General features: G+C 45.8%; 10 protein-coding genes. 5 read left to right on the forward strand and 5 right to left on the reverse strand.

Annotated elements, in window-relative coordinates; genetic code table 11:
- Positions 1-120: 120 nt before the first annotated feature.
- The 5 genes from BUC01_RS11800 to tsaD all read right to left on the reverse strand — a co-directional run bounded on the left by BUC01_RS11800 (position 121) and on the right by tsaD (position 2,402).
- Positions 121-279 carry a DUF4295 domain-containing protein gene (locus BUC01_RS11800; RefSeq protein ID WP_007214255.1) on the reverse strand — a complete coding sequence of 53 codons (159 nt, stop codon included), beginning with the start codon at positions 277-279 and terminating at the stop codon, positions 121-123.
- A 12-nt stretch (positions 280-291) separates the two neighbouring features.
- On the reverse strand, positions 292-480 hold the full coding sequence (rpmG, locus tag BUC01_RS11805) for a 50S ribosomal protein L33 (protein ID WP_002560155.1): 189 nt from the start codon (positions 478-480) through the stop codon (positions 292-294).
- Positions 481-502: 22 nt separating this feature from the next.
- Complete coding sequence (gene rpmB / locus BUC01_RS11810) at positions 503-763, reverse strand: 50S ribosomal protein L28 (protein ID WP_007214256.1); 261 nt, start codon at positions 761-763, stop codon at positions 503-505.
- Positions 764-884: 121 nt separating this feature from the next.
- Positions 885-1,352 carry a CinA family protein gene (locus BUC01_RS11815; RefSeq protein ID WP_025834010.1) on the reverse strand — a complete coding sequence of 156 codons (468 nt, stop codon included), beginning with the start codon at positions 1,350-1,352 and terminating at the stop codon, positions 885-887.
- A gap of 30 nt (positions 1,353-1,382) precedes the next feature.
- Complete coding sequence (gene tsaD, locus BUC01_RS11820; protein ID WP_025834012.1) at positions 1,383-2,402, reverse strand: tRNA (adenosine(37)-N6)-threonylcarbamoyltransferase complex transferase subunit TsaD; 1,020 nt, start codon at positions 2,400-2,402, stop codon at positions 1,383-1,385.
- 32 nt (positions 2,403-2,434) lie between these two features.
- On the opposite strand from tsaD, the gene BUC01_RS11825 reads away from it, so the two are divergent.
- The 5 genes from BUC01_RS11825 to BUC01_RS11840 all read left to right on the forward strand — a co-directional run bounded on the left by BUC01_RS11825 (position 2,435) and on the right by BUC01_RS11840 (position 11,394).
- The gene (locus tag BUC01_RS11825; RefSeq protein ID WP_244895745.1) at positions 2,435-7,129 is read left to right on the forward strand and encodes a translocation/assembly module TamB domain-containing protein; all 4,695 of its coding nucleotides are present in this window, start codon (positions 2,435-2,437) and stop codon (positions 7,127-7,129) included.
- Between the two features lie 144 nt (positions 7,130-7,273).
- Positions 7,274-7,630 carry a hypothetical protein gene (locus tag BUC01_RS25170; RefSeq protein WP_139261864.1) on the forward strand — a complete coding sequence of 119 codons (357 nt, stop codon included), beginning with the start codon at positions 7,274-7,276 and terminating at the stop codon, positions 7,628-7,630.
- The gene (locus BUC01_RS11830; RefSeq protein WP_025834013.1) at positions 7,575-8,363 is read left to right on the forward strand and encodes a DNA-binding domain-containing protein; all 789 of its coding nucleotides are present in this window, start codon (positions 7,575-7,577) and stop codon (positions 8,361-8,363) included. The genes BUC01_RS25170 and BUC01_RS11830 overlap by 56 nt, the downstream gene beginning before the upstream one ends.
- 314 nt (positions 8,364-8,677) lie before the next feature.
- Positions 8,678-10,030, forward strand: coding sequence for a sigma-54-dependent transcriptional regulator (locus BUC01_RS11835; RefSeq protein WP_025834015.1), 1,353 nt, complete (start codon positions 8,678-8,680; stop codon positions 10,028-10,030).
- Entirely contained in the window at positions 10,027-11,394 is a 1,368-nt protein-coding gene (locus BUC01_RS11840; protein WP_025834017.1) for a sensor histidine kinase, read from the forward strand. The genes BUC01_RS11835 and BUC01_RS11840 overlap by 4 nt, the downstream gene beginning before the upstream one ends.
- The last annotated feature ends 57 nt before the right edge of the window (positions 11,395-11,451 follow it).

Raw genomic sequence — 11,451 nt, forward strand, 5'->3', positions numbered from 1 at the left:
TACATTATTCCACAAAGATATAACAAAGTAATGAAAGTATAGGAATAAAGTATAAAAAAAATCCCCTTATCGTTGTACGACAAGAGGATTTTATAATCAAACGTCTTTCGACGGACTATCTTATTTCTTGAAAAAGTCTTGTACTTTTTCGTTCAATACCATTTGTTCATCAAAAGTATAAGCACCGGTCTTCGGAGACTTAACCATTTTGATAACCTTTGTATAAGCACGACCTTCTTTAGAACCTTCGTGCAAACTTGCTACAGTTTTCTTTGCCATGGGTTATACTTATTATTTAATTTCTTTATGTACTGTTACTCTCTTCAAAATCGGATTATATTTCTTCAATTCCAATCTTTCAGTTGTATTCTTTCTGTTCTTAGTAGTGATATAACGAGAAGTTCCCGGCATACCGCTATCTTTGTGTTCTGTGCATTCCAGAATCACCTGTACTCTGTTACCTTTTGCTTTCTTTGCCATAATCAGTATTCTCCTCTACTTTTTAGCCAATTACTTTAATGCTTTTCCAATCACAATAACCTTTAGCTACTGCGTCGTTCAAAGCAGCGTCTAGTCCTTTCTTATTAATAATACGCAGACCGTTAGCGCAAATGCTAAGGCTGATCCAGCAGTCCTGCTCTACATAGTAGAACTTCTTGTTAAACAAGTTCAAATCAAAGGTTCTTTTAGTTCTTCTCTTTGAGTGTGAAACATTGTTGCCAATCATGGCTTTCTTTCCGGTAATTTGACAAATCTTCGACATTTCTATCTTATTTTTATAGTTTTTATCTATACTTATTTCAAACAGAGCGCAAAGTAAGTACTTTTATCGATACCAAACAAGTTTTTCATAAAATAATTCACTGTATGATAGCAATTTTTCTTCATTTTAAGCACCCACAAAGCATCATTAGAGCATTTTGAACAGCTTTTTGCACATTTTCGGCTCTTCCGTCATCTCCTTCTTGTCTGAAAGTAACAATTTCATTTTTATAGGCAGCAGCAATCCACACAGTTCCCACAGGCTTTTCCCGGCTACCTCCTCCAGGCCCGGCAATTCCGGATGTGGCAACGGCACAATCTGTTTTCAGCGCTTTCATCGCACCTCTTGCCATTTCGGTCACAGTTTCCCGGCTGACGGCTCCATATTTTTCCAGCGTTTCGGCCGAAACGTGAAGCAAAGCCATTTTTACCTCATTGGAATATGCCACAATCCCACCGTTAAAGTACGCCGAACTCCCCGGAACAGAAGTTACCAAAGCAGCAATACTTCCTCCTGTGCAACTTTCTGCGGTAGAAAGGGATAAATTCTTCTCTCTCAGTAATTCGCCTACTATTTCTTCCAGTTTCATACACCTTATTATTATATATTACCAACTTTATTATAATATAACGCGTGAATAAGCCGGCGCATCTATCGAACAAAAGTCCTGATCCTGATACTTAAAGTATCCTGTAATGGCGATCATTGCAGCATTATCCGTCGTATAGCTGAACTTGGGGATAAATATCTTCCAACCGTACTTCTCGGCATGTTCACGGAAAGCATTGCGCAAACCGTTATTGGCAGAAACGCCACCGGCCACAGCCACTTCCTTTATTTTATATTCCTTAGCCGCCTTACGTAATTTATCCATCAGAATATCTACAACAGTAGCTTCGAGCGAAGCTGCCAAATCTACCTTATGATGCTCGATGAAATCGGGGTCTTCCTTCATCCAGTCGCGCAGAGAATAGAGGAAAGAGGTTTTCAAACCACTAAAACTGTAATCCAATCCGGGGATATGGGGTTTGCTGAAAGTAAAAGCTTTCGGATTTCCCTGACGAGCCAGTTTATCAATAATCGGACCACCGGGATACCCCAGCCCCATAACCTTGGAGCATTTGTCGATAGCTTCCCCTGCGGCATCATCAATAGTCTGCCCTAAAATCTCCATATCATTGTATGCCTTCACCAGGATAATCTGCGAATTTCCTCCTGAAACGAGCAAGCAAAGGAAAGGAAATTCCGGTTGGATATTCTCTTCACCTTCCGCTTTAATAAAATGAGCTAACACATGACCTGTCAAATGATTAACATCTATCATAGGAATGCCCAGAGAACGAGCGAAACCTTTAGCAAACGATACTCCAACCAAAAGAGAACCCATCAAACCGGGACCTCTTGTAAAAGCAACCGCACTCAGTTCTTCTTTCGCCACTCCGGCACGTTTCAACGCTTCGTGAACTACCGGAACTATGTTTTGCTGATGTGCGCGTGAAGCTAATTCGGGAACCACACCACCGTAGGCCTCGTGTACCGCCTGGCTGGAAACAACATTCGACAGTAAATACCCATCTTTGATAACGGCGGCTGATGTGTCGTCACAAGAGCTTTCTATTCCTAAAATTATTGTACTCATATCGTTATTTACGTTTAAACGCTGCAAAAGTAATGATAAAAGTACGATTGATAACGTATAATTTCATATTTTTGTTGGCTAATTCAAACAAACCGCCTATCAGAAAGTTAAAAAAGACAGTTCGCTGGGTGCTCGGTATTATACTAAGTTTGTATATCGGGACTATATTGTTGTTGAACATTCCTTACGTTCAGCGACAGATATCTGTGCTCGTTGCAAACGAATTATCAGACGTACTGGGTACACAACTGACTATCGGGCGAATAAATATGGGCTTACTGAACCGCATTATTGTTGACGATTTACTATTGGACGACCAATCCGGTAAAGAAATGCTGAAAGTGTCCCGTCTCTCTGCTAAATTTGATATACTCCCCCTGTTCAAGGGTAAAATATCAATCAGCAATGTACAGCTGTTCGGTTTCAATATCAATCTGGAGAAAAAAACACCGGAAGACATTCCTAATTTCCAGTTTGTGCTCGATGCCTTTGCCTCAAAAGACACAATCAAGAAAGAAAGCAATCTTGATTTACGCATCAATTCTTTATTGATACGGCGCGGCAGAATGTCTTATAACGTATTGTCAACCCAGGAAACACCAGGAAAATTCAATGCCCAGCATATCCAGCTGCGTAATATCATTGCCAATATCTCGTTGAAAGCCCTCCAAAGCGATTCTATCAATGCAGCTATCAAGCGTTTGAGCATCGAAGAAAAAAATTCCGGCTTCGAACTGAGGAAATTGAGTCTTAAAATTGTGGCAAACAACCAGAAAATGAATATCGAGAACTTCTCTATTGATTTGCCTAACACTTCACTTGAGATGGACACGATACGTATGGAATATGACAGTTTGGGAGCTTTTAGCAATTTTGTCAATGATGTACGTTTTTCCTATCGCATACTGCCTTCTGACGTAACACTTTGCGACCTGGCAGCATTTGTACCCGCTTTTTCCCCTTTCAAAGAGAAATTACAGATAGCTGTAGAGACGAACGGCACCATCAACCAATTGAACTGTCCGCATCTGTCTATCACAGGAGGCCAGCATTTTCATTTAAGGGGGGATGTTTCCTTGCAGGATTTGTCCCATCCCCAGGATGCATTCGTTTTTGGTAACCTTTCCAGCCTCTATGCCGATTCGGAAGGTATCGCTTTCTTTGTCCGCAATCTGAGCAAGAACTATGAAGGTGTTCCACCGGTATTGCAACGACTGGGAACCATCTCGTTTAGCGGAGAAGTATCGGGATATTTTACAGACCTTGTCACCTACGGTTTGGTACGTACCGATATGGGTTCTATCAAGACCGACTTAAAATTAAGTTCAGATAAGGAAAAAGGTTATTTTGCCTATTCGGGTGCGGTGAAGACTGAGAATTTTGAATTGGGCAATATGCTGGCTAACGAAAACCTGGGTAAGGTGACCTTTAACCTTAAGGTAGACGGTAACCACTACGAAAAACAATACCCCTCCATTGTGATGAAAGGATTGGTCGCATCCATCGACTACAGCGATTACACATATGAAAACATCACCCTCGACGGAGAATACAAGCAAGGCGGTTTCAACGGAAAAGTGGCATTAGATGATGAAAATGGCTCTGTGTTGCTGAACGGTAGCATCAATACCGCCAGTCGTATACCGACTTTCAATTTTCAAGCGGATATCCGCAAGGTGCGCCCTCACGGACTGCATCTGACACCCAAATACGAAGATACGGAGGTTTCAGTTCAACTGACCGCCGATTTCACCGGTGGTTCCATTGATGAAATGAATGGAGAAATCAATATCGACAGCCTGCAATTCACGGCACCCGACAAGGAGTATTTTCTGGACAACCTGAAAATAACCGCCACCCGGAAAGATGAGTCTCACAAGCAACTGAGAATAACGTCTAATTTCCTGAATGCAAGCATCGAAGGAGATTACTCTTATCGCACATTGCCTGCCAGTGTACTGAATATCATGCGAAGATATATCCCTGCTCTGATATTGCCGGACAAGCAACAGGTAGAAAGCGAGAATAACTTCCATTTTGATATAAATATCTTCAATACGGACCTGTTTTCTACCATACTCAATATCCCGGTTAAGATCTACACGCAATCCACTCTTAAAGGATACTTCAATGACAAGGCACAACGTCTGCGGGTAGAAGGTTATTTCCCGCGTTTACGCTATGGAGATAAATTCATTGAATCGGGCATGATATTGTGTGAAAATCCCGGTGATAAATTCCATGCACGCGTACGTTTCAGCAACCGTAAACCGGAAGGCGCAATAAACGTGGCATTAGAGGCGCAAGCCAAAGACGACATCATACAAACCTCCTTGAATTGGGGCAACAGCAGTACTGTCACCTATAGTGGAAAATTAGCTGCCGCCACGCATTTCATCCGCACCCAGGCCGAAGAACGGGATAATAAACGCGCCCGTTCAGCCAAAGCAACATCGGCATTGAAGACCGTTGTAGATGTTCAAAAGACCGACATTATCCTGAATGATACTTTATGGGAAATACATCCGTCACAGGTGGTCATTGACTCCGGGAAGATACATATCAACGACTTCTATTTCAGCCATAAGGACCGGCATCTCCGCATCAACGGCATCCTCTCGGAGCAGCCCGAAGATACGGTCCGCCTGGATTTGAAAGACATCAATATAGGTTACGTGTTCGACATTGCCAATCTTGGAGTCAACTTCCAGGGTGAAGCTACCGGTCCTGCCTATGCCAGCGGAGTATTGAAGAAACCCGTCATGCACACCGATCTTTTCATCCGAAGCCTCGGACTGAATGACGGCCTGCTGGGGGATGCCAATATTCACGGAGAATGGCATCATGAAGTGGAAGGTATCTATCTTGATGCCCATATCCGCGAGAAAGACATTGCCAAGAGCCATGTATACGGCTACATATATCCCATAAAACCAAAGAGTGCGCTCGACTTGCAGATTGAAGCCGACAATACCAATCTGAAGTTCATAGAATACTTCATGAGCAGTATCACACCGGAGTTTAACGGACGTGCCAGCGGTAATGTGCATTTCTATGGCAAATTTAAAGGTCTCACCATGGAAGGACGCGTATTCGGCGATGCCTCCATGAAAGTAGATGTGCTGAACACCACTTTCTTCATAAAAGACAGCATCCGCATAGAACCTGACGGACTGACTTTCCGTGATAACCGTATTTTCGACCCGCACGGCAACCAGGGACGCGTAAACGGTTATCTGCACTATCAGCATTTTAAGAATCTGGAATATCGTTTCCAGTTTGAAGTGAATGACATGTTGGTAATGAACACAAAGGAATCCTTGGATTTTCCTTTTTACGGAACTGTCTACGGAACAGGAAGCGCTTTGATAGCGGGTAATGCACGGGATGGAGTCAACATTGATGTAGCCATGACCACCGACCGCAACACCAACTTCGTTTATATAAAAGATAACGTATCTTCAGCCGCCAGCAACCAGTTCATCAAATTTGTGGATAAAACGCCCCGCCGGGCTGTACTGGACTCCATAAGTCTGACTTCCGACTACGAACTGGCGCAAGAAGAGATACGCCAGGAAGAAGAGAGCCAGACAGACATCCGCCTCAATCTGCTTGTTGAAGCCACCCCCGATGCAACCATGCGCATCGTCATGGATCCGATAGCCGGCGACTACATCAGTGGACGGGGTTCGGGCAATATACGCACAGAATTTTACAACAAGGCTGATGATGTAAAGATGTTCGGTAACTACCGCATCAGCCAGGGAGTCTATAAATTCAGTCTGCAGGAAGTGATACGCAAGGACTTTACCATCAAAGACGGAAGTACCATCAGCTTCAACGGCTCGCCATTGGATGCAACAATGGATATTCAGGCAAGCTACACCGTGAACTCCGCTTCACTGAACGACCTGGTACCGAATGCAAGCAACTACGGAGTTCAGACGAACATCAAAGTGAACTGCATAATGAACCTGACAGGACAACTGACTTCTCCGGACATCAAACTAAGTCTGGAAGTCCCCAACGAACGGGATGAAGTGCAGGCCCTTATCCGTAACTATATTCCTACGGACGAGCAGATGAATATGCAGATACTGTACCTGTTGGGTATCGGTAAGTTCTATACTCCGGAAAACGTAGATGCCACGCAAAACTCCAACATGATGTCTTCCGTGCTTTCATCTACCCTTTCGGGACAATTAAACAATGCGCTTTCAAGCATCATCAACAGCAACAATTGGAATATCGGTACGAATCTCAGTACCGGAGAAAAAGGCTGGACAGATATGGAATTCGAAGGTATGCTGTCGGGACAGTTACTGAACAACCGTTTGCTCATCAACGGTAACTTCGGTTACCGCGATAATCCCATGGCAAATACCAACTTTGTGGGTGACTTCGAAGCCGAATGGCTTGTGAACCGCAGCGGAGACATACGTCTGAAAGCATATAACGAAACCAATGACCGCTACTACACCCGCACGAACCTGACCACACAAGGCATAGGTATCATCTTCAAGAAAGACTTCAACCGTTGGAAAGAATTGATGTTCTGGAATAAATGGAAACTGAAACGGCTGCAACGTGAACAAGAAAAGCGAAACCCGGAAACGGAACAGCCCGATACCCCGGAAGAAATCAAGCGTGATTCGCTAAATATACAAATGACGCCCCAACCTTCAGAAGAAGCACAAGCCAAACAGAAAAGAGACGAAGGTGGATGATTTACAACAATGATAATTTAGCACACGTAAATAGTTTATTGCTATACAGATACTCAATATACGAATTAATTATGGGCATCTACTTATCATATAAAACGGCAAAACGTCGGACACACAGTGAAATAAAAAGTAAATGACATTGCATTGCTTAATACAAATTATTACTACCTTTGCCCCGTCCCCCAAAAAACGAACGGACGATTAAAGAAACACTCCGATATCAAACCGGTTATTTCTGAAAGCAGTAGCTTACATCCTCTACTCTTGACACTCTTTGCCGCCTGCACAAACCAGGAAGGACTTCCTGCCCAAGGACAAGAACTGCCCGAAGGCAAATGCCCGTTAATTATAGGTTTGAACGTGGCTACAACCTCTGCCAATGCCGGAATGACAAACGATAGTTATTCTCCAAACAATAATATGAACCATTTCAAATCCATTAATTATGGCAAAAAACATCCTCAAAGCGTGGAAAGTGGACAACACCATCACCACCGATGACAAGACTGACAAAATCTTCCAACTGGAAACCACCCGCAGCACAGACCTCGAACTGATACTGGACCGCATGGTGGGCAAGAACCCCGGCGTGCTGCGTGGCACGATGCAACTGAGTGTAGACCTCTACAACGAAGTAGTGTCCGAAGCTATCATGAACGGCGAAAGCGTCAACACCGGACTCTTCCGCGCCGTAGCGCAACTGAAAGGCCTCGCCGGACAGGCATGGGACCCGAAGGTAAACTCCATTTACGTATCTCTGACGCAAGGCAAAACGCTGCGCGAAGCCATACAAAACACCAATGTGGAAGTGCTGGGCGACCGCCCCGTGAAGTTCTACATCGGCGGTTCGAGCGATGCCGCCACACGTGCCACGGACTTCTCCGCCACAGCCGGCGAAGCCTTCACCGTGTATGGCAAGAACATTCTGCCCGCAGGTTCCGACCCCTCGGTGGGCATCACGCTCACCAACGTCAGCACCAAGGCGGTGACGAAGCTGGAAGACAAAAAAATTGTGCTGGCCGAACCTTCACGCCTCATCCTCAACCTGCCCGCCGGACTGGCAGACGGCGAATATACACTCACCGTCACCACGCAGTATAAAGGCAGTAGCACGGAGTTCTTGAAAGAGCCGCGCAGCACCTCGCAAAGCATCTACATAGGCGCTGCCCCGGGCGGCGGCGAAAGCGGCGGCAGCGGCGAAGGCGGTGGTGTAGATCCGAATCCGCTGGGATAAAACACGGTTTTTATGGTTTATTGGCAAATACCGAAATCCATTAACATAAGTTCACTGTTAGACTAACGGTTAGTCTAGGGTAGACTAATCGTCAGCCTAACGGTGGACTTGCTTCCAGACCAAGGTAGACTGCAAAACCCTCCATATACTTCTCCTTATGAAACTACTAATTCCAGTACAGGAGGCCTGCCATGAAGTGACCGCACTGCACGAGGCTGCCAATGTCAACTTCGACGGTGAATGAAATGCTAATTCAGATTAAGCGCTTAATCAGAAATTCTCTTTATCTTTGCTTCCAAAACAGAAAATCCCGTATGAAAAAGCCCGGAAACATCCTCATTGTCGATGACAACCGCGGTGTGCTCACCGCTGTGCAACTGCTGTTGAAACCCCATTTCGAAAAGATTATCACACTCACCTCGCCCGTTACGCTCACCTCCGCGCTGCGTGAAGAAACCCCGTCAGTAGTGCTGCTCGACATGAACTTTGCTTCCGGCATCAACACCGGAAACGAAGGTCTGTTCTGGTTGCAGGAAATCAAACGGCTTCACCCGTCCCTGCCCGTGGTTCTTTTCACCGCATACGGCGACATCGACCTTGCGGTACGCGGCATCAAAGAAGGTGCCACAGATTTCATCGTGAAACCATGGGACAATCAGAAACTGGTGGAAACCCTGCTGAATGCAGCCTTGCCCGCCGACAATAGAAAAAACGGACAAAATGCTCCGCCCATGACCTCCTCCATGTATTGGGGCGAAAGTTCCCCCATGCAGCAGCTCCGTTCGTTGGTAGAGAAAGTGTCCGTCACCGATGCCAACATCCTCATCACCGGAGAAAACGGCACGGGCAAAGAGATGCTGGCACGGGAAATCCATCTCCTTTCTCCCCGCCGCAACAAAGAAATGATTGCCGTAGATATGGGTGCCATCACCGAAAGCCTTTTCGAGAGCGAACTCTTCGGCCACATGAAAGGCTCTTTTACCGATGCCTATGCCGACCGCCCCGGCAAATTCGAAACCGCCAATCACAGCACATTGTTCCTCGATGAAATCGGCAATCTGCCTTACCATCTGCAAGCCAAACTCCTGACAGTATTGCAACGCCGCAGCATCGTCCGTGTAGGCAGCAACCAACCTATTCCCGTTAATATCCGCTTGATTTGTGCCACCAACCGGAATCTGAGTGAAATGGTACAGAACAATGAGTTCCGTGAAGACCTGCTTTACCGCATCAATACCATCCATCTTGAAATCCCGCCCCTGCGTGAACGTCCGGAAGACATCCTTCCGCTTGCCGAACGCTTCATCGCGCGTTTCTGCAAGCAATACGACAAAGCCCTGCTACGGCTTTCCGACGCCGCCTGCACAAAGCTGAAAGCCCATCCCTGGTACGGAAATATCCGCGAACTGGAGCATGCCATCGAAAAAGCCGTCATCATCTGTGACGGCAACGAACTGCCTGCCGAACTGTTCCAACTGCCCAAACGTGCCGAACTGTCCCGTTCTGAAAACAACATCAGTACGGAAGCCGCCACCCTCGAAGAGATGGAACGGAAAATGATACAGAAAGCCCTGGACACCTGCAACGGTAATCTTTCCGCCGTAGCCGCGCAACTGGGCATTACGCGACAAACTCTTTATAACAAAATGAAAAAGTTCGGACTATGAAGCACATCTACCGCCACATCACCGACCGTTATCTCTTCCGCCTCTTTACTTCCCTGGCTTTGGCGGGAATTGTCGCTTTGTCCGCCATCTACAGAGATATCCCGTGGACTGTCCTCTCCGCTCTTTTGTTATTGCTAAGTATACGCTGGCAGTGGAAACTTTACCGCCGGTATACGCAAAAAATCCTGTTCCTGCTTGATGCCATCGAGAATAATGATACTTCCATCCACTTCTCCGAACACGAAGATATTCCGGACAACCGCATCGTGAACCAGGCACTGAACCGCGTTGCCTCCATATTATATAATGTAAAGAGCGAAACGGCACAACAGGAAAAGTATTACGAACTTATTCTGGATTGCATCAGCACAGGTATTTTAGTGCTGAACGATGCCGGAGCCGTTTATCAGAAAAACAATGAAGCGCTCCGTCTGCTGGGACTGGACGTTTTTACCCATGTCAGCCAACTCGTCCGCGTTGATGCCCAGTTGATGGGGTTACTTACCCATTGCCGCCCCGGAGATAAGTTGCAGACCCGTTTGTCCAATGAACGCGGTACAGTAAACCTGTCCATTCGTGTGTCCGACATAACCATCCGCCAGGAACATCTCCGCATCCTTGCCCTAAATGATATCAACAACGAGCTCGACGAAAAAGAAATCGACTCCTGGATACGCCTTACCCGTGTGCTGACACATGAAATCATGAACTCCGTCACTCCTATCACTTCATTGAGTGACACCCTGCTGACACTGATACAGGGGAATGAAGAGTTGAAAATGAAGAGCGAACCGATCTCTTCAGACAAAGAAACCGCCGAAGAAATCCGTAATGGGCTGCATACCATTAGTGCCACGGGCAAGGGACTCCTCTCTTTTGTGGAGAATTACCGCCGTTTCACCCGCATACCGAAACCGGAACCTTCCCTGTTCTATGTGAAAGGTTTTATCAACCGTATGGTAGAGCTGGCACGGCATCAATATCCTGACTCCCGCATCTCTTTCCGCATCCATATTACTCCGGACGATCTGATTCTTTATGCAGACGAAAACCTTATATCCCAGGTACTCATCAATTTATTGAAAAATGCGATCCAAGCCATTGAGACGGAAGGGACTTCTGAAGGTATCATCACTCTGCGCGCTTACTGCAACGAAAGTGAAGCTGTACTTATCGAGGTATCCAACAATGGTCCTGCCATTCCGCCAGAAATGGCGGAACACATCTTCATTCCTTTCTTCACCACGAAAGAAGGCGGTAGCGGTATCGGATTGAGCATTTCACGGCAAATCATGCGTTTGTCGGGCGGAAGCCTTTCCCTATACCCCGGAAAGGAAACCATGTTTATGCTGAAGTTCAATTAAAAGGAGATTTTTAATCTGAACATTTCACCCCTTATTTTTGTTAAAAAGAAAAAGTAT

The organism is Bacteroides stercorirosoris, assembly GCF_900142015.1.
Lineage (GTDB): Bacteria > Bacteroidota > Bacteroidia > Bacteroidales > Bacteroidaceae > Bacteroides > Bacteroides stercorirosoris.

Coding starts and splice junctions, on each gene's coding strand:
- BUC01_RS11800 (WP_007214255.1), bottom strand. CDS start 279: ATGGCAAAGAAAACTGTAGCAAGTTTGCACGAAGGTTCTAAAGAAGGT.
- rpmG (WP_002560155.1), bottom strand. CDS start 480: ATGGCAAAGAAAGCAAAAGGTAACAGAGTACAGGTGATTCTGGAATGC.
- rpmB (WP_007214256.1), bottom strand. CDS start 763: ATGTCGAAGATTTGTCAAATTACCGGAAAGAAAGCCATGATTGGCAAC.
- BUC01_RS11815 (WP_025834010.1), bottom strand. CDS start 1,352: ATGAAACTGGAAGAAATAGTAGGCGAATTACTGAGAGAGAAGAATTTA.
- tsaD (WP_025834012.1), bottom strand. CDS start 2,402: ATGAGTACAATAATTTTAGGAATAGAAAGCTCTTGTGACGACACATCA.
- BUC01_RS11825 (WP_244895745.1), top strand. CDS start 2,435: ATGATAAAAGTACGATTGATAACGTATAATTTCATATTTTTGTTGGCT.
- BUC01_RS11830 (WP_025834013.1), top strand. CDS start 7,575: ATGGCAAAAAACATCCTCAAAGCGTGGAAAGTGGACAACACCATCACC.
- BUC01_RS11835 (WP_025834015.1), top strand. CDS start 8,678: ATGAAAAAGCCCGGAAACATCCTCATTGTCGATGACAACCGCGGTGTG.
- BUC01_RS11840 (WP_025834017.1), top strand. CDS start 10,027: ATGAAGCACATCTACCGCCACATCACCGACCGTTATCTCTTCCGCCTC.